General features: G+C 63.4%; 17 protein-coding genes. 12 read left to right on the forward strand and 5 right to left on the reverse strand.

Annotated elements, in window-relative coordinates:
• Nucleotides 1-12 precede the first annotated feature (12 nt).
• Entirely contained in the window at nucleotides 13-897 is an 885-nt protein-coding gene (coxB, locus tag MNR02_RS12835) for a cytochrome c oxidase subunit II (RefSeq protein ID WP_241604687.1), read from the reverse strand.
• Between the two features lie 411 nt (nucleotides 898-1308).
• Between coxB and MNR02_RS12840 the strand changes: the two genes are divergently transcribed.
• Entirely contained in the window at nucleotides 1309-1839 is a 531-nt protein-coding gene (locus MNR02_RS12840; RefSeq protein WP_134648882.1) for an invasion associated locus B family protein, read from the forward strand.
• A 78-nt stretch (nucleotides 1840-1917) separates the two neighbouring features.
• Entirely contained in the window at nucleotides 1918-3333 is a 1416-nt protein-coding gene (gene tldD / locus MNR02_RS12845; RefSeq protein WP_241947055.1) for a metalloprotease TldD, read from the forward strand.
• A 30-nt stretch (nucleotides 3334-3363) separates the two neighbouring features.
• Here the strand turns inward: tldD and MNR02_RS12850 are convergent, their stop codons facing one another.
• Nucleotides 3364-4263 (reverse strand): LysR substrate-binding domain-containing protein, encoded by a 900-nt coding sequence (locus MNR02_RS12850; protein WP_241947056.1) that lies wholly within the window; start codon nucleotides 4261-4263, stop codon nucleotides 3364-3366.
• Nucleotides 4264-4335: 72 nt separating this feature from the next.
• Between MNR02_RS12850 and MNR02_RS12855 the strand changes: the two genes are divergently transcribed.
• The gene (locus tag MNR02_RS12855) at nucleotides 4336-4494 is read left to right on the forward strand and encodes a hypothetical protein (protein WP_241947057.1); all 159 of its coding nucleotides are present in this window, start codon (nucleotides 4336-4338) and stop codon (nucleotides 4492-4494) included.
• 54 nt (nucleotides 4495-4548) lie between these two features.
• Nucleotides 4549-5586: a polysaccharide deacetylase family protein gene (locus tag MNR02_RS12860; protein ID WP_241947058.1), complete on the forward strand. Its 1038-nt coding sequence runs from the start codon at nucleotides 4549-4551 to the stop codon at nucleotides 5584-5586.
• Nucleotides 5587-5589: 3 nt separating this feature from the next.
• On the opposite strand, the gene pdxH is transcribed toward MNR02_RS12860, so the two are convergent.
• Entirely contained in the window at nucleotides 5590-6210 is a 621-nt protein-coding gene (gene pdxH, locus MNR02_RS12865; RefSeq protein WP_241947059.1) for a pyridoxamine 5'-phosphate oxidase, read from the reverse strand.
• A gap of 117 nt (nucleotides 6211-6327) precedes the next feature.
• Here pdxH and MNR02_RS12870 point away from each other — a divergent pair, with 117 nt between their 5' ends.
• The 4 genes from MNR02_RS12870 (at nucleotide 6328) to MNR02_RS12885 (ending at nucleotide 9383) form a co-directional block, all read left to right on the forward strand.
• Nucleotides 6328-6708 (forward strand): RT0821/Lpp0805 family surface protein, encoded by a 381-nt coding sequence (locus tag MNR02_RS12870; RefSeq protein WP_241947060.1) that lies wholly within the window; start codon nucleotides 6328-6330, stop codon nucleotides 6706-6708.
• 82 nt (nucleotides 6709-6790) lie between these two features.
• Complete coding sequence (locus MNR02_RS12875; protein WP_241947061.1) at nucleotides 6791-7834, forward strand: DnaJ C-terminal domain-containing protein; 1044 nt, start codon at nucleotides 6791-6793, stop codon at nucleotides 7832-7834.
• Between the two features lie 133 nt (nucleotides 7835-7967).
• Nucleotides 7968-8786: an enoyl-ACP reductase FabI gene (gene fabI, locus MNR02_RS12880; protein WP_241604698.1), complete on the forward strand. Its 819-nt coding sequence runs from the start codon at nucleotides 7968-7970 to the stop codon at nucleotides 8784-8786.
• A 15-nt stretch (nucleotides 8787-8801) separates the two neighbouring features.
• Nucleotides 8802-9383, forward strand: coding sequence for a histidine phosphatase family protein (locus MNR02_RS12885; RefSeq protein WP_241947062.1), 582 nt, complete (start codon nucleotides 8802-8804; stop codon nucleotides 9381-9383).
• 9 nt (nucleotides 9384-9392) lie between these two features.
• On the opposite strand, the gene MNR02_RS12890 is transcribed toward MNR02_RS12885, so the two are convergent.
• Nucleotides 9393-9653 carry a DUF1344 domain-containing protein gene (locus MNR02_RS12890; RefSeq protein ID WP_241947063.1) on the reverse strand — a complete coding sequence of 87 codons (261 nt, stop codon included), beginning with the start codon at nucleotides 9651-9653 and terminating at the stop codon, nucleotides 9393-9395.
• A gap of 287 nt (nucleotides 9654-9940) precedes the next feature.
• On the opposite strand from MNR02_RS12890, the gene MNR02_RS12895 reads away from it, so the two are divergent.
• Both MNR02_RS12895 and aroC read left to right on the forward strand, forming a co-directional pair.
• Nucleotides 9941-13492, forward strand: a complete 3552-nt coding sequence (locus tag MNR02_RS12895; RefSeq protein ID WP_241947064.1) for an EAL domain-containing protein — start codon at nucleotides 9941-9943, stop codon at nucleotides 13490-13492.
• 76 nt (nucleotides 13493-13568) lie between these two features.
• Nucleotides 13569-14687, forward strand: coding sequence for a chorismate synthase (gene aroC, locus MNR02_RS12900; RefSeq protein ID WP_241947065.1), 1119 nt, complete (start codon nucleotides 13569-13571; stop codon nucleotides 14685-14687).
• A gap of 76 nt (nucleotides 14688-14763) precedes the next feature.
• Here aroC and MNR02_RS12905 read toward each other — a convergent pair whose 3' ends face one another.
• Nucleotides 14764-15963, reverse strand: coding sequence for a winged helix-turn-helix domain-containing protein (locus MNR02_RS12905; protein ID WP_241947066.1), 1200 nt, complete (start codon nucleotides 15961-15963; stop codon nucleotides 14764-14766).
• A gap of 101 nt (nucleotides 15964-16064) precedes the next feature.
• On the opposite strand from MNR02_RS12905, the gene MNR02_RS12910 reads away from it, so the two are divergent.
• Both MNR02_RS12910 and MNR02_RS12915 read left to right on the forward strand, forming a co-directional pair.
• Entirely contained in the window at nucleotides 16065-16745 is a 681-nt protein-coding gene (locus MNR02_RS12910; protein ID WP_241947067.1) for an energy-coupling factor ABC transporter ATP-binding protein, read from the forward strand.
• Nucleotides 16739-17344, forward strand: coding sequence for an energy-coupling factor transporter transmembrane protein EcfT (locus MNR02_RS12915; protein ID WP_241947068.1), 606 nt, complete (start codon nucleotides 16739-16741; stop codon nucleotides 17342-17344). The genes MNR02_RS12910 and MNR02_RS12915 overlap by 7 nt, the downstream gene beginning before the upstream one ends.
• Nucleotides 17345-17376: the final 32 nt, after the last annotated feature.

Genomic DNA, 17376 nt, shown 5'->3' on the forward strand with positions numbered 1-17376 from the left:
ACTCCCTAGGTATTACTGCGCGGCGTTCTGGGCGACGTCTACGGACTTGTCCGCACCGTCGACAGACGCCATCAGGGCCTTGTTTGCCTCGCCGACATTCGTCGCGGCGGCAGCAAGCCAGGTATCGAACTTTTCCTGCGAAACGACGCGGATGGCGATCGGCATGAACGCATGGTCCTTGCCGCAGAGCTCGGAACACTGGCCGTAGAACAGGCCTTCGCGCTCGGCCTTGAACCAGGTCTCGTTCATGCGGCCCGGCACGGCATCGATCTTCACACCGAAGGACGGCATGGCGAAAGCGTGGATCACGTCACCGGCAGTGACGAGGAGACGGACATGCTTGCCAACGGGAACCACGACTTCGTTGTCGACGGCCAGAAGGCGCGGATAGACGGACTTGTCTTCCTTGCCGGCGGCGGCGCGGTCATTGTCATGCAGAAGGAGACTGTCGAAGGAGAGCGGGTTGTCGCCGACCTGATACTCATAACCCCAGTACCACTGGAAACCGGTGGCCTTGATGGTCAGTTCCGGCTCTTCCGTGGGAGCGAGCTGCTTGGTCAGCAGCTGGAAGGAGGGAACAGCAAGGAACAGGAGGATGACGACCGGGCCAAGCGTCCAGACGACCTCGATAGCCGTGTTGTGGCTGGTCTTGGACGGCACCGGGTTCTTGCTTTCGCGGAACTTGACGACGACGACGATGAGCAGAAGGAGAACGAACAGGGTGATCGGAACGATGAACCACAGTGTGTACTGCTCGAACCAGCGAATTTCTTCCATGATCGAGGTCGCGGCGGGCTGGAGGCCCTTCTGCCAGTCGAACGGCTGATCAGCGAAGGCGGTCGAAGCAAAGAGCAGACAGCCAAGAGCGGCCAGACCTGCAAAAGCTTTGTTTTTCACAACGTATCTCCCCAAGGCGTTTGATCGGGATCAAACAGACGCGCAGAATCCCTGCTATACTGAGTGCTTAAAATCATAGTTTCATGTCCGCCGCAACCGCCATGGGGATGCCCCCGTGCGGCATTTTTGCGCAAACGCAAACGGATGTGGCCACTCCCCACAGTTTCTTCACATTTGTCTATAGCATGAAAGGTTTGGCAGCGGCGAGCCTGCTTCGAACGGCTACCCGATTGCGTGGCAAAGGCGGCCACAGCACACTGCCTATTAAATAAAGTGCGGGCCGATGGCATGAAAGTGCGCGATCGCGTCCAATTTCCGCCTTCAATCAATCGGAAAGCAGCGGCCGGGGCTTTTCATTTCGCCGCCGGCTATTCAAAGATAGCCCGACTGATTCGAGATTCCGAGGTTTTCATGGGTTTTACTCCCCTCTCCCGGCTGTCACGGGCGGCGTTCGGCCTTGCCGTCTTCGCGCTCGGCGCCACGGCACTTCCTTCCCTCTCCGCAGCGCAGCAGCCCGGAACGGTGAAATCCAACCATGGCGCCTGGTCCATCGTCTGCGACCAGCCGGCCGGCGCATCGGGCGAGCAGTGCGCGCTGATGCAGAATGTTTTGGCAGAGGACCGGCCGGAACTGGGCCTTTCCGTCGTCGTGCTGAAGACCGCCGACCGCAAGGCGAAGATCCTGCGCGTTCTCGCCCCGCTCGGCGTGCTCCTGCCCAACGGCCTCGGCCTCAATGTCGACGGCAAGGATATCGGCCGGGCCTATTTCGTCCGCTGCTTCGCCGATGGCTGCTATGCCGAAGTGGTGCTGGAGGATGAACTGCTGAAGACATTCCGCTCCGGTGCGACGGCGACCTTCATCGTCTTCCAGTCTCCCGAAGAGGGCATCGGCATCCCGGTCGATCTCAAGGGCTTTGGCGAAGGCTACGACGCGCTGCCGTGAGCCTGTCGCCGGCGGGCTTGCCGCCCGCCGCCGGGGAACTTACATGAGCCCCGTCCACCATTGCTTGCGGAGCCCGCCATGAACACCGACCTTCTCTCCCTCTTCGATGCCGACGAGGCGACCGTGCAGGCCGTGCTCCGGGAAACGCTGAAGGGTGCCGACGACGGCGAGCTTTTCATCGAACACGCGCAGGCCGAATCACTGTCCTTCGACAACGGTCGCCTGAAGGGCGGCAGCTTCAACACCGACCAGGGTTTCGGGCTGCGCGCCGTTGCCGGCGACGCCGTCGGCTACGCCCATTCCGGCGAGATGAGCCTGTCGGCGCTGAAGCGCGCGGCCGATGCCGCCGGCGCCGTCACGCGCGGCTATTCCGGTGACTATGCCGCCGCGCCGCAGGGCACCAACCGGCAGCTTTACAGCCCCGACAATCCGATCGGCGCGCCGACCTTCGAGGAGAAGGTGGCTCTTCTGACCGAAATCGACGCCTATCTGCGGGCCAAGGACCCGAAGGTGCGGCAGGTCACGGCCTCGGTTGCGGCAAGCTGGCAGGTCGTCAACATCCTGCGCGCGGACGGTCATCGCGTCAGCGATGTGCGCCCGATGACGCGCATCAACATTTCCGTCGTGGTGGGTGACGGCGACCGCCAGGAGACCGGCAGTTTCGGCACCGGCGGACGCACCACCTTCGATGCCTTCCTGACCGAGGACAGCTGGCATGCCGGCGCCGACGAGGCGCTGCGCCAGGCGCTCGTCAATCTCGAGGCCGTCGAAGCCCCGGCCGGCACCATGGACGTGGTACTTGCCAACGGCTGGCCCGGCGTGATGCTGCATGAAGCCGTCGGCCACGGGCTGGAGGGCGACTTCAACCGCAAGAAGACCTCCGCCTTCGCCGGGCTGATGGGCGAACAGGTCGCAGCCAAGGGTGTCACCGTCGTCGACGACGGCACCATCGACAACCGCCGCGGCTCGATCACCATCGACGACGAAGGCACGCCCTCGGCCTACAATGTGCTGATCGAGGACGGCAAGCTGGTGGGCTACATGCAGGACCGTCAGAATGCCCGGCTGATGGGCATGAAGGCAACCGGCAACGGCCGCCGGCAGGGCTATGCCTACCGCCCCATGCCGCGCATGACGAACACCTACATGCTCTCCGGCGACAAGACGCCGGACGAGATCATCGCCTCGGTGAAGAACGGCATCTACGCCGTTTCCTTCGGCGGCGGGCAGGTCGACATCACATCGGGCAAGTTTGTCTTCGGCTGCACCGAGGCCTATCTCATCGAGAACGGCAAGGTGACGGCACCGGTCAAGGGCGCCATGCTGATCGGCAACGGACCGGACGCCATGCGTCGCGTCTCGATGATCGGCAACGACACCAAGCTCGACACCGGCATCGGCAATTGCGGCAAGGCCGGCCAGTGGGTGCCGGTCGGCGTCGGCCAGCCACATCTTCGGATGGACCAGATCACGGTGGGCGGGACGAAGACCTGATTTTTCAGGACCTGCTCGAGCCGCCCCTCATCACATTCCGCCCGGCACCGCAATCCGCTGGAGCAACCACTGCCGGAAGGCGCGGGCTTCCGGTGAGAGGCGCTTGAAGCTGCGCGCGACAAGCCAGTAGGCGCCGTGGCGGATCGAGAGATCGAACGGCTGCACGATCCGGCCGGCGGCGATATCTTCGGCGGCCAGGAAGCGATCGACCAGCGCGACGCCGTGGCCGCGCAGCACGGCCTGCAACACCAAGTTCCCCTCGGCAAATATCTGCGCGCGGCCAAGCGGCACGCCCTCCACGCCAGCGGCGGCAAACCAGCGCTCCCAGACGCTGCGGTTCTCCTCGTGCAATAGGGTGTGCGCGAGAAGATCGGCAGGTTCGCTCAATGGCGGGCCGGAAGCCAGGAGTGCCGGCGCGATCACCGGCACCAGATCGACCTCGGCGACAAGATCGACTTCCGTGCGCGGCCAGGCTTTTGCATCCATGCCATGGCGGATGGCGATTTCCGCCTCGTGGGTGCGGAATTCGATGAGCCGCATGTCGGAATCGACGGCCACGTCGATCTCGGGATGGCCGGCGCGAAAATCCTCCAAATGCGAGACCAGCCAGCAGGCGGCAAACGAAGGCTCCGCGCTGATTTCCAGAAGCCCGCCGCCGCGTCGGCCGCGGATTTCCGAAAGGCTCGCATCCATGGCATCGAAGGAGCGGGAGAGGACATCGAGCAGGCTGCGGCCGGCCGCCGTCAGCCGCACGCTGCGATGGCGGCGTTCGAACAGCGGCTTGCCAAGCTCTGCCTCCAGGTCCTTGACCTGCCGGCTCACGGCGGCCTGCGACACGGAAAGCTCATCGGCCGCAAGCGTGAAGCTGCCGAGCCGCCCCGCCGCCTCGAAACTCCGCAATGCCGTCAGGGGCAGCCGTCCACGCTTCATTGCATAACCTCAAGTCATTTGAAGTCGACGATAAACTCGTTTGAGCCCGACAGGCAAGCGGGCGGACAATCCATGCAGGTTCAACGCATGAAGCATGAAGACATGTTCGACAACATCCTCGCCATTGCCATGGAGGTGGTTCGCCTCCTCACCTTCCAGCCCGGACGTGCATCGCCGGTGCGCGACAGGAAAGCCCCTGTTAACCACTCGGATACCGGCCGGGTGCGATAACGACCGCTCGAAATAACGCGGAAAGATCGAAACGACATGCCGATCCGAAATGCCATGCGACAGAAACTGAAGCGCGCCGTCATCACGGGTGGGCTGGAGTTCGCGCATCTGGCCGAACGGGTCGGGTTGATGTCCTCGGCCCGCGGCATGGGGGCGATCTTCACGCTGCATCATGTCCGGCCGAAGACGCCGCAGAGCTTCGATCCCAATGCGCATCTGGAGATCACGCCGGAATTCCTCGATACGGCCATCCGGCATCTGACGGAGGAAGGCTATCAGTTTGTGGCGCTTGCAGACATGCCGGCGCGACTAGCCATCGCGCGCGCCGGCGAGCGTTTCGCCGCCTTCACGCTCGACGACGGCTATCGCAACAATGCGGTGCATGCCCAGCCGGTCTTCACGCAGCACAGGGTGCCGTTCACCGTTTTCGTCGCCCCGGGCTTTGCGGGCAAGACGCACGGCATCTGGTGGGAGACGTTGACCGAACTTCTGCGTGCCGTGCCGCATCTCGAATTCGATTTCGGCCCCGGCCCGGTTACCCTGCCGCTCGCAACGCCCTTCCAGAAACAAGCCGCCTTCGACCGCTTCGCGCGCTTCATCCATTCCGCAACGGACGAGGCGTCGGCGATCGCACAGCTCGACGCGATGGCGAAGGTGCACGGCATCGAACCGCTCATGATCACCGAGCGGCTCGTGATGCGCGAGCCCGAGCTGAAGAGCCTCGTGCTCAACCCGCTGGCCTCCATCGGCGCGCATACGATCAGCCACCGCGCGCTGGCCCGCCTGAGCGACGACGAGGCGCGACAGGAGATCGACCTTTCAGCCGAACGCATTGCCGCCATTATCGGCCGTCGGCCGGACACCTTCGCCTATCCCTATGGCGACAGACAGTCCGTCTCGCCGCGCGAGCACCGGCTGGCCAAGGAACTTGGCTTCCGCGTTGCCGTGACGACGGAACCCGGCACGCTTTCGGCACGCTCCTTCGACACGCCGACATCGCTGCCGCGCATCTCGCTCAACGGCCTCTACCAGAAGCCGAAATATGTGGGCGCGCTGGCCTCGGGCATTCCCTTCCGGCTGATACGGCGCTGACCGTCAGGGATACATCCGAACCTTCGTCCATCCCGCGCCGTCTTCCGTGCGGCGGAACTCCACCCGGTCGTGCAGGCGGAAGGGGCGGTCGTGCCAGAACTCGATCGAGACGGGTTTCAGGCGGAAGCCGGACCAGTGCGCCGGGCGCGGGATCTCGCCGATCGCGTAGCGCGCAGTGTATTCCGCTACCGCCTTCTCAAGCGCGAAGCGGCTTTCCAGCGGCCGGGACTGCTTGGATGCCCACGCCCCGATACGGCTGCCGCGCGGACGCGAGGCGTAATACTCATCGGCCTCCGCATCGCTCACCACCTCGATATCGCCGCGAATGCGGATCTGGCGGCGTAGCGATTTCCAGTGGAAGCACATGGCGGCCTTGCGGGCAGAGAGAAGCTCCTCGCCCTTCCGGCTCTCGAAATTGGTGTAGAACACAAAGCCGCGCTCGTCGAAGCCCTTGAGCAGGACCATGCGCACATTCGGCATGCCCGTCGCGTCGACGGTGGAAAGCGCGAGCGCATTGGGATCGTTGGGCTCGGTCTTTCCCGCGTCCTCCAGCCAATGGCCAAAAAGGATGTAGGGTTCGTTTTCCTCGGTGAAGTCACCGCTTGTTAACGCATTGTCACTCATATTTAACTCAATGCCGATCTATCTAGCTGTATGAGGCAGGCTGGAGTGAAAGACATAACAAAAACGCGACCGTACACAAAGCGATACTGGGTGCGTGGCCTTGGGGTTCTTGCCGTCATGATGTCCGGCACTGTCCTTTCCGGCTGCATGAGCGGTCTCGACCTGTTTTCCGACAGCAAGGTCGACACGTCGCTGCGCACCAGCACCGTATCCAACGGCAACACGGAACGTCTGACCGACGAAATCACCGTGCGCAATGCCGTGTCTTCCGCAGACCTCGCCCGCACCGGCGGGAACGCCATCCCGTGGGCCAATTCCGCCTCCGGCAGCGCTGGCGTCATCAGTTCCATCGCCGAGAATCAGGACCGGGCCGGCCGCACCTGCCGGGATTTCGTGACCACGAAACATTCCTACCAGGGCATCGCCAACTTCTCCGGCCGCACCTGCATGAGCAATTCCGGCGAATGGATGCTCCTGGCCTTCGACCGCCAGGGATAACACTTTCTAAACCCTGATCCGTAAGAGCCGATTAGGACGTTCGCCGCTACCATGGCCGCCACAACGGAAACGGGTATGAGTTATGCGTGATCCCTATTCGGTCCTCGGCGTGAAACGAAGCGCCGGGCAAGAGGAAATCAAGGCGGCCTGGCGTTCGCTGGCGAAAGCCGTGCATCCCGACCAGAATCACGACGATCCGCTCGCAACCGTGCGCTTCACCGAGGCCGGCCGCGCCTATGACCTGTTGCGCGATCCCGACAAGCGCAGCCGCTACGACCGCCAGCAGCGCGAGGCGGAAATGCGCCGCATGGAGCAGATGCGCCGCCAGCAGGCGGAGCGCAAGGCACGCAGCGAGCCACCGCGCGCCGGCAACGAGGACGCGGAGGACATGATCGCCCGCATCTTCGGCGTCGATTCGCGAAACGCACAGGCCGATGCCGGCGCACAGCCGCGTCCGCAACCTCAACAGCAGCAGGCCCAGCCGAATGCCGCGCCGGCGCAGGACGCCCGCAAGGCCGCCGACGAGACCGACGAGGCCGCCGCCACACAAGTCGCAGCCCCGGGTGCGACCCTCATCTCCGCAATTCTTCGCCGCATCCGCGGCAGCCGCGCCAAGATGGAAAAGGCGCCCGATCTCGTCACGGATGTCAGCGTCTCCGTCGAGGACATCCTGAACAAGGTGCGCCCTACCATCGAAACGCCGGAAGGACAGACGATCCGCATCCCCATCGGCGCCGGCACGACGGATGGCCAGGTGATCCGCCTCAAGGAGGCCGGCTACCGCATGGAAGGCCTGCGCCGCGGCGATGTCGTCGCTACCGTTCGCATCACGCCGGGCCGCTTCCGTGTCGACGGCTTCGACCTTAAGATCGACCTGCCCATCACGATCGAGAATGCCGTCCTTGGCTGCGAAACGACCATCGAGGGACCGCTTGGCCCCCTTCCCGTGACGGTGCCGGAATGGTCCGGCTCGGACCAGGCCATCCGCATTCCCGGCGAAGGCCTGATCATGGAAAACGGCGAACGCGGCGATCTCATTGCCGAAATCCGCCTTCTTCTCTGGGACAAACCGGATGCGAGGATGGTCGACCTGATGCGCTCTCAGCGCGAAGGTCTCTATCTTTAGAACGGTTTGTGACGCCGGGGTGAAACATGCACCCATTGTTACGAATGCTAACAGTTCCTGAACCCGTGCGCGCTTGAACCGCATTGCCGCCTATGCCATAGGCAGTCTCGACTTTAGTTTCAGGGGGCATTCCATGGTTCAGGCATCTGGTCTGATGAAGGGCAAGCGCGGCGTCATTATGGGCGTTGCCAACAACCGTTCCATCGCCTGGGGCATCGCCAAGGCCATCCACGCACAGGGCGGCGAGATCGCCTTCACCTATCAGGGCGATGCGCTCAAGAAGCGCGTCGAACCGCTGGCCGCCGAAATCGGCGCCGTTCTGGCCGGTGACTGCGACGTGTCCGACGAAGCATCCATCGATGCGGTCTTCGCCAATGTCGAGAAGATGTGGGGCAAGATCGACTTCCTCGTGCACGCCATCGGCTTTTCCGACAAGGACGAGCTGACCGGCCGTTACGTCGATACGACGCCGGGCAACTTCGCCAAGACCATGCAGATCTCGGTCTACTCCTTCACCTCGGTCGCCCGACGTGCGGAAAAGCTGATGACCGATGGCGGCTCGATGCTGACGCTGACCTATTACGGCGCCGAGAAGGTCATGCCGAACTACAATGTGATGGGTGTCGCCAAGGCTGCACTGGAAGCCAGCGTGAAGTATCTGGCGGTCGATCTCGGCCCGCAGAACATCCGCGTCAACGCCATCTCGGCCGGCCCGATCAAGACGCTCGCGGCATCGGGCATCGGCGACTTCCGCTATATTCTGAAGTGGAACGAGTACAACGCGCCGCTGCGCCGTACCGTCACCATCGAGGAAGTAGGCGATGTCGGCCTCTACCTGCTGTCGGACCTGTCGCGCTCGGTCACCGGCGAGACGCATCATGCCGACAGCGGCTATCATGTCATCGGCATGAAGGCCGTGGACGCGCCCGACATTTCCGTCGTCAAGGACTGACGCAGGGTTTTCAGCTTGCTCATTTACATGATCCGACACGGCCAGACCGCGTGGAACGCAGAGGGCAGGCTGCAAGGCCAGAAGGACATCCCGCTCAACGATACCGGCCGCAAGCAGGCGGCCGGAAACGGCCTCGCCCTCAAGGGCTTACTCGGCGACACCGTCTCGGATTTCGATTTCGTCGCAAGCCCGCTCGGGCGCACGCGCGAAACGATGGAAATAATGCGCGGCGCCATGGGCCTCGATCCCCTCGCCTATCGCACCGACCCGCGCCTCGTCGAAGTGTCCTTCGGCGACTGGGAAGGCTTCACGCTTCCCGAACTTGAGAAAAGCACGCCGGAGCGTGTCGAGGAGCGCGCCCGTGCAAAGTGGAACTTCATTCCGCCCGGCGAAACCGCCGAGAGCTACGAGATTCTCTGCTGGCGCATCGGCTCATGGCTCGCCGACGTGACGAAGCCCACGGTCTGCGTCAGCCATGGCGGCGTTTTCCGCGCGGCTTTCCGGCTCAATGGCATGGATGAGGAAGAGGCGGCGAATACGCCGATCCATCAGGATCGCATCCTGCGTATCGACGCCACCGGCATGCACTGGCTGTAAGCCCGCGCCTTACTGAACGACCTCGAGGTCGTTGATGACGCGCTTGCCGTCGACTTCCGTGTAGAACACCACGACCTTCACGCCCGGCGCCAGGCCCTCGAAATTGAACTCCTCGGGCGCCTGATACTTCTTGCCGTCATCCAGCGACAGGCTGAGACTGTTCGTGTCGACACCGGTGATTGTCGCCTCGACATCAGCGCTTTCGGCAGACGCTGCAAGTGGCGAAAGGAGGGTGGCCATGGCCATGAGCGTGGCGATCATCAAACGCATTCTGCGAACCCCTGGAAATGAATCAGTCTTCTTACCGGCCACGTCAGATGCTCCCCAAATATGGCGAAATTCGCCCGTTTTTTGACTGTGGGTGACATGGATGGCCGGAAAGGGAGTGCGAATCAAGGCTCCCGCCAGCGTCATCCCCGCTATTATCCTGAGTGCTAAAGGCATCCGCAGCCAGCCGGTGCTGGCGAGACCGGGCAAGCCCCGGATTTCCGGCGGCTCATAAAGGCTATCTTAAGGGAAGCCACCCTATTTTCCCTCGACAAACGAGGGCTTGCGCGTTGCCATCGACTGCCTCTATTCGCCACCGCATCGCATCCATCGCGGAATGGGCGCGCCCTTCGCTCGTTCCCGCGGCGATCGCTGGCTGCGTCATCCTCGCTGCGACGGTCTTCTATGAACGACAGAACGAGCAGATCTATCGCAACGACCTTCAGATGCGGGTGTCCGGCGATCTGGCGCTGACGGTTGCGCGGCTGCGCAGCGAGATGAACAGCGACGCGGCAGCCCTGCGCAGCGTCGCGAACATGATCTCCGTCACGACCGACCATGCAGCGGCGCAGTTCAACGCCATGGCCGGCCGGCTAATGCTGCAGAACGGCCATATCCGCCGCATCGGCCTTGCGCCTGACGGCAAGGTCAGCCACGCCTTCCCGACAAGCGGCAACCAGCGCTATCTCGGCACCGATTTCAAACGCTTCCCCTCGTTTCGCCATGCGGTTCGCAGCGAGCGCGGTCTTGGCGAACCTCGCATCTTCGGCCCCGTGGAGTTTGCCAAGGGTGGCCGGGGCTTCAACCTCTTCGTACCGGTTTTCACCCAGGTTGGCGGGCGGCAGCACCTGTGGGGCTATGTCGACGGCGTGATCGACGAGCGAAAACTCCTCATCGATGCCGGTCTGATCACCGAAGGTCAGCGCGTGCGGCACGGCATCTCACAGCATGCCACGGACATGGAACTGGCGATCCGCGATATCAGCGTGCCTGATAACATCAACGATCCGTTCTTCGGCAATGCCGAGGTTTTCGAGAGCAATCCGGTGGTGCAGGTTCTGAGCTTTCCCGGCGGCACATGGGAAGTGGGAGCGATCCCAACGCAGGGCTGGCACCATCCGCCGGAAAACCTTACGCAGATCCGCCTCACCGCTATCGCAAGCGCCCTTGTCATCATTGTACCGATCTTCCTGACCGGCGGCCTCATCTCCGAACGCCAGCGAAACCTCGCCCGGCTCAGAGCCCGCGACCGGCAGGTGCAGACGCTGTCCCAGCGTCTCGACATTGCCCTCGACGCGTCCAAGATCGGCATCTGGGAATACGACTTCATGAACGGCGTCCGCCAATGGGACGCCCAGATCCATCGCCTGCATGGCTTCTCCCAGACCGTGGCGCTCACGGACGATCTCTGGTACGCCGCGTTGCATCCTGACGATATTGCGCCTGCAAACGCCCAGATGGACCTGATCCGGGCAGGCGCGAATGATTTCCGCGCGCAGTACCGCATCCGCATGCAGGACGGCTCATGGCGGCACATCCGCAGCGTCGGCTCGCGCCTCGCCGGCCCCAACGGCGGCGAAACGCTGACCGGCATCTGCTGGGACGTCAGCGAAGATGTCCTGCTGAATGAGGCCCTGAAGACGGCAAAGGAACAGACCGAGGTGCAGAACGTCGAGCTGGCCAAGCTCACGCAACGCCTCGACCTTGCGCTCGATGCCTATCAATGCGGCCTTTGGGAAAGCGATCTCCAAGACGGACTGACGCTTTGGGACGAGCGCATGCATCAGCTCTACGGCGTCCCGAATACCGGAGAGCGCATCCCGCACGCGGTCTGGCTGGCAGCGCTTCACCCGGACGATCGGGCAGAGGCTCTGCGCAAGGTGGCAGACAGCACGCAAAGAAATCTGCCCTACATGCGCACCGCCCGTATCCTGCTGCCCGACGGAAACATCCGCTACGTCCAGTCTGTCGGCAAGCTGCATGTCGAGGACGGCCGGCGCAAACTGGTCGGCCTTGCCTTCGACGTGACCGAAGACGTGTACATGACCGAAAGCCTGAAGGAAGCAAAAGAGCGCTCCGAGCGGCAGAATGCCGAGCTGGAGCAGACGACGCGGCGTCTAGACCTGGCGCTCGATTCCTATCAGTGCGGCATGTGGGAGGCCGATCTGGACGGCGGACGTACCTTCTGGGACGTGCGCATGCACCAACTCTACGGCCTCACCTTTACCGACGGCATCGTCACGCGCGAGGCATGGCTCGCCACGATCCACCAGGATGACCGCGATGCGATCGTGGAAAACGTCGACCGGTGCACGGCTCTGGAACAGCCCTATGTGCACGAGGCACGCGTGGTCTTGTCCAGCGGCGAAATCCGCCATATCCGCTCGGTCGGCAAGGTTCACCATGGGCATGGCGGCAGCCGCAAGCTGATCGGCCTCGCCTTCGATGTGACCGAGGACGTGGTGTTGCGCGATCACCTCAAGGCCGCCAAGGCCCAGGCGGACGCCAAGAACATCGAGCTCGAACAGGCGCGGGTGCGTATCGAGCACAATGCGCTGCACGATCCCCTGACCGGGCTTGGCAACCGCCGCAAGCTCGATGACGTGCTGACCGCGATCTCCAGAGACAGCGCGGCGGACGGAGCGCAGATCGCCATCCTGCATATCGATCTCGACCGCTTCAAGCAGATCAACGACACGCTCGGCCATGCCGCCGGCGACGCGCTGCTCGTACATGCCTCGCAGGTGCTGACCATATCCACGCGCGAGAGCGACCTCGTCGCGCGCATCGGCGGCGACGAATTCGTGGTGGTGGTCTCCGACACTACCGACGAGAACTATCTGAGCGGCCTTGCGCGCCGCATCATCGCCCTGATGCAGCAGCCCGTCGATTACGAAGGCCATCTCTGCCGCTTCGGCGTCAGCATCGGCATCGCCTTTGCCTCCGGGCATTCCATCGACACGGCGAAGCTGCTGGTCAACGCCGATATCGCGCTCTACCGGGCCAAGGCGCTCGGCCGCAACCGCCACGAATTCTTCACCGAGACGCTGCAGGCCGAGATCATCTCGACAAAGCGCACCGCCGACGACATTCTCGCCGGCATCGAGAACAACGAGTTCGTGCCCTATTACCAGCCGCAGATCGACGCCGGCACGCTGAAGCTTGCCGGCGCGGAGGCGCTGATCCGCTGGAACCATCCGCGCGATGGCCTGCTGACGCCCGACCGTTTTCTCAAGATCGCCGAAGACCTCAACGTGATGGCGACGCTCGACCGGATCGTGCTGGAAAAGGCGCTGCTGGATTGCGCACGCTGGGCGGCCAAGGGTCTGGTCATGCCGAAGATATCGGTCAATGTTTCAGCCCGGCGCCTGCGCGACGAGAGCCTGATCGAAAGCCTCACCGGTCTGTCGATCCAACCCGGCCAGCTGTCCTTCGAACTGGTGGAATCCATTTTCCTCGACGAGAGCGACGATGTGGTTCTCTCCAACCTGGCGCGCATCAAGGCACTCGGCATCGATATCGAGATCGACGACTTCGGCACCGGGCACACCTCCATCGTGAGCCTGCTCAAGCTGAAACCCAACCGGCTGAAGATCGACCGGCAGCTCGTGTCTCCCATCCTCAAGTCGCGAAACGAGCAGGCGCTGGTGCGATCGATCATCGAGATCGGCCGCTCGCTCGGCATCGAGATCGTCGCGGAAGGCGTGGAAACGATGCAGCATGCCGAGATGCTCAGCATGCTCGGCTGTGACCTTCTGCAAGGCTACGCCTTTGCAAAGCCGCTGTCGCGCGACGCGTTTCTCGCCTTCGGCACCGAGATGCGCTGGAAGATGGCATCGTGAGGACGTGAAACCCTTGTCCCGGGCGTGCCTTTTCCACTAAGAGAAGGCACACTTTCCTATCGGTCCGGTTCCGCTCATGTCGCACAACACTTTCGGTCATCTCTTCCGCGTCACCACATGGGGCGAAAGCCATGGGGCAGCACTCGGCTGCGTGGTGGACGGCTGCCCTCCCGGCATCCGCTTCACGCTTGCGGAACTCCAGGCCTGGCTCGACAAGCGCAAACCCGGCCAGTCGCGTTTCGTGACGCAGCGCCGCGAAGACGACCTCGTCAAGGTTCTCTCCGGCGTGATGCTGGACGATGACGGCGAGACGATGATCACGACCGGCACGCCCGTTTCCATGCTGATCGAGAACACCGACCAGCGCTCCAAGGATTACGGCGAGATCGCCCATCGCTACCGCCCCGGTCATGCCGACTACACCTATGACATCAAGTACGGCATCCGCGACTATCGCGGCGGCGGACGCTCCTCCGCCCGCGAGACCGCCGCGCGCGTTGCAGCCGGCGGGCTTGCCCGCAAGGTCGTGCCCGGCCTCGTCGTGCGCGCCGCGCTGGTGCAGATCGGCAAGCACAAGATCGACCGCAACAACTGGGACTGGAACGAGGTGAACAACAACCCGTTCTTCGCGCCCGATCCGGCCATCGTTCCCGTCTGGGAAGAGTATCTGGACGGCATCCGCAAGGCCGGCTCCTCCGTCGGCGCCGTCGTGGAGGTCGTGGCCGAGGGCGTGCCCGCCGGCATCGGCGCACCGATCTACGGCAAGCTCGACCAGGACATCGCCTCGCTCCTCATGTCGATCAACGCCGTGAAGGGCGTGGAGATCGGCGAAGGCTTCGCCTCTGCCGAACTGACAGGCGAGGAAAATGCCGACGAGATGCGCATGGGCAATGACGGCAACCCGATCTTCCTCTCGAACCATGCCGGCGGCATCCTCGGCGGCATCTCGACGGGCCAGCCGGTGGTGGCGCGCTTCGCGATCAAGCCGACCTCATCCATCCTCACCGAGCGCCGCTCCATAGATGCCGACGGCAACAATGTCGACGTGCGCACCAAGGGCCGGCACGATCCCTGCGTGGGCATCCGCGCCGTGCCGATCGGTGAAGCCATGGTCGCCTGCGCCATCGCCGATCACTACCTGCGCGACCGCGGCCAGACCGGACGTCTGACGTCACAGGGCGGCTCGGCAACGTAAGCGCCGCAGGCCCCCTCATCCGCCTGCCGGCACCTTTTCCCCGTAAGTGCGGAGAAGAGAGCGGCGGCGGGCGGTGCTACGTCTCCTCGCCCTGCCAGCCATCCAGATAGCGCACGTTCTCAACGCCCGCGAACCGGGCCACGCGTGCCAGTTCGGCTTCCAGACGCTCCAGCCGCCCGGCGGAGCCACGGACCTTCGGCTCCCACCAAATGCGCCGGACGGAGAGCACGCCCGCCTTGCGGTCGGCCTTCATGTCGATGCGGCCGACGAGGCGGTCGCCCTCGAGCAGCGGGAAGACATAGTAGCCATATTGCCGCTTCGGCTCCGGCACGAAGATTTCGATGCGGTAGAAATAGCCGAAAAGACGCTCCGTGCGATTGCGGTCCCGGATCAGCGGATCAAAGGGCGAGAGCACGCGCAGGCGCGCAGGCGGCTCGGGCACATCGCGCAGGTTGTCGGCCGAATGTGCGAAGGCAAAGGCGGCGCGGGGCTTGCCGCCATCGGCGGTCTCGATGGAGACCTGACGCAGCTCCGCCCTGTTGGCATCGACCCAGGCCTTCGCCTCCTCCGGCGTGACCAGCGCCCAGAAGGCGGCGATTTCGCCGTGGGTGGCAAAGCCCAGCCGTTCCAGCGCGCTGCGGCAGGCCCAGTCGACGAAAACGTCATGCTTTACGGCGGGTTCGTGGTGATGCTGCGGCAGGACACGCTCGGCAAGATCATAGACCTTCTGGAAATTCTCCCGACGCGCGATGGCCAGCTTGCCGGTGTGCCAGAGATATTCGAGCGCCGTCTTGTTCGGATGCCAGTTCCACCAGCCGCCGGATTTGTGATCGTCCACCTTGAGATCACGCGACATTACCGCCCCGCCTTCGGCGATGCGCTGGTAGGTTTCCTCGAAGGTCGCGTCGAAACCCTCCCCCTGCCATTTGCGCCAGTTTGCCAGGATGGACGCTTCCTTGCGGCGGAAACGATGCTTCCAGTAGCGGAAGAAGGCGCTGGGGATGATGGAGGCGTCATGCGTCCAGTGCTCGAAAAGCTCGCCGTCCTTCTCCAGGAGTTCGGCGAGATGCTCGCGCCGGTACGTCTGGTTGCGCGAGAAGAGGATCTGGTGATGCGCCCGCTCGACGGTCGCGATGCTATCCACCTGCACGAAACCGATATCGTGGATGAGCTGCAGCAGCCCAGCCTTGCCAAGGGCACGGCCGGGCGGGCTGCTCAGCCCCTGCCGCGAAAGGAAGATGTGCCGGGCTTCGGCATTGGAAAGCAGAATCGTCATGCGCGATGATAGACATACATTCCCTGTTTGTTCCACCCGGTTTTCTTTGCGCCCCGCCATGTTATAGGTCACTCCGACTTTCGCGAACCGGAAACCTGCTCTTGGACATCGTCTTTTCCGCCGCCACGGTGGCCTATGGTGCGCGCACCGCGCTCCAGCCGCTGACGCTCACGCTGGCTGAGCGACGCATCGGCGTCGTCGGCCTCAATGGATCGGGCAAGACCACCATGGCGCGGCTGATCAACGGCCTCGTCAAGCCGACCGCCGGCACAGTGACGGTGGACGGGCTCGATACCGTCGCGGACGAAGCGGCGGCGCGCGGAAAGACCGGCTTCATCTTCCAGAACCCGCAGCACCAGATGATCCTGCCGATCCTGGCCGAGGATATCGCCTTCGGGCTGAAGAACCGTAAACTCACCAAGGCGGACATCGCCGAGAAGACCGACGCCATCCTCGCCCGCTTCGGCATTTCGCATCTCGCCCGCCGGCGTGTGCATGAGCTTTCCGGCGGCGAGACGCAGCTTGGCGCTATCGCCAGCGTGCTCGTGACCGGTCCGGAACTGTTGATCCTCGATGAGCCGACCAACCAGCTCGACCTGAAGAACCGCGCGCTGATCGAGCGCACCATCGCCGCCCTGCCCGAGCAGGTGCTCGTCATCAGCCACGACCTCGCACTCATCGAAGGATTCGACCGCGTGCTGGTGTTCCACGAGGGCCGGCTTGCCGCCGATGACACGCCTTCGAACGCCATTGCCGCTTACCGGAAACTGGCTGCATGCTGAACGGGCTCGACATCGAGGGTAATTCGCCGCTTCACCGCATGCCGGTGCGCGGGAAGCTTATCCTGCTGTTCACAGCCGCGATCCTGCTCCTGCTGATCTCGGACCTGCGCATTCTCGTGCCTGCGCTCGCGCTTACCGCACTCCTTTACCTCTCCACCGGCATCGGGCTTAAAGAAGCCTTCCGCCGCACGCGTTTCGTGCTGTTCACGGTGCTGCTTGTCGCACTCGCGAACTACCTGTTCCATTCGGTACACGAGGCGCTCGTCGTATTTTGCCGGCTGTCGGCACTGGTGCTGCTGGCCGCTGCCGTGACCGCGACGACGGGCATTTCCGCCTTCATGGACGAGATTACGCGGCTGATCACCCCGCTCGAACGGTTCGGCTTCGTGCGGGCGGCGGATGTCAGCCTGGCGGTCGGTCTCGTCATTCGCTTCGTACCCGAGATCTTTGCGCGTTACGGCGAGATTGCCGACGCGCACAGGGCGCGCGGCCTGCGTGTGCGGCCACTCACGATGCTCGTTCCGCTTATCATCCTGACATTGAAGGATGCCGACACGATCGCCATGGCGATTGACGCCCGCGGTTTTCGGCGGCACTAAACCCTCTCTTTACTGTTTTTGGGGATTCAGAC

It is taken from the genome of Shinella sp. H4-D48 (assembly GCF_022637395.1).
GTDB lineage: Bacteria > Pseudomonadota > Alphaproteobacteria > Rhizobiales > Rhizobiaceae > Shinella > Shinella sedimenti.

Coding starts and splice junctions, on each gene's coding strand:
- fabI (WP_241604698.1), top strand. CDS start 7,968: ATGGTTCAGGCATCTGGTCTGATGAAGGGCAAGCGCGGCGTCATTATG.
- MNR02_RS12915 (WP_241947068.1), top strand. CDS start 16,739: ATGCTGAACGGGCTCGACATCGAGGGTAATTCGCCGCTTCACCGCATG.
- aroC (WP_241947065.1), top strand. CDS start 13,569: ATGTCGCACAACACTTTCGGTCATCTCTTCCGCGTCACCACATGGGGC.
- MNR02_RS12870 (WP_241947060.1), top strand. CDS start 6,328: ATGATGTCCGGCACTGTCCTTTCCGGCTGCATGAGCGGTCTCGACCTG.
- MNR02_RS12840 (WP_134648882.1), top strand. CDS start 1,309: ATGGGTTTTACTCCCCTCTCCCGGCTGTCACGGGCGGCGTTCGGCCTT.
- MNR02_RS12890 (WP_241947063.1), bottom strand. CDS start 9,653: ATGCGTTTGATGATCGCCACGCTCATGGCCATGGCCACCCTCCTTTCG.
- MNR02_RS12855 (WP_241947057.1), top strand. CDS start 4,336: ATGCAGGTTCAACGCATGAAGCATGAAGACATGTTCGACAACATCCTC.
- MNR02_RS12875 (WP_241947061.1), top strand. CDS start 6,791: ATGCGTGATCCCTATTCGGTCCTCGGCGTGAAACGAAGCGCCGGGCAA.
- MNR02_RS12905 (WP_241947066.1), bottom strand. CDS start 15,963: ATGACGATTCTGCTTTCCAATGCCGAAGCCCGGCACATCTTCCTTTCG.
- pdxH (WP_241947059.1), bottom strand. CDS start 6,210: ATGAGTGACAATGCGTTAACAAGCGGTGACTTCACCGAGGAAAACGAA.
- MNR02_RS12860 (WP_241947058.1), top strand. CDS start 4,549: ATGCGACAGAAACTGAAGCGCGCCGTCATCACGGGTGGGCTGGAGTTC.
- tldD (WP_241947055.1), top strand. CDS start 1,918: ATGAACACCGACCTTCTCTCCCTCTTCGATGCCGACGAGGCGACCGTG.
- MNR02_RS12850 (WP_241947056.1), bottom strand. CDS start 4,263: ATGAAGCGTGGACGGCTGCCCCTGACGGCATTGCGGAGTTTCGAGGCG.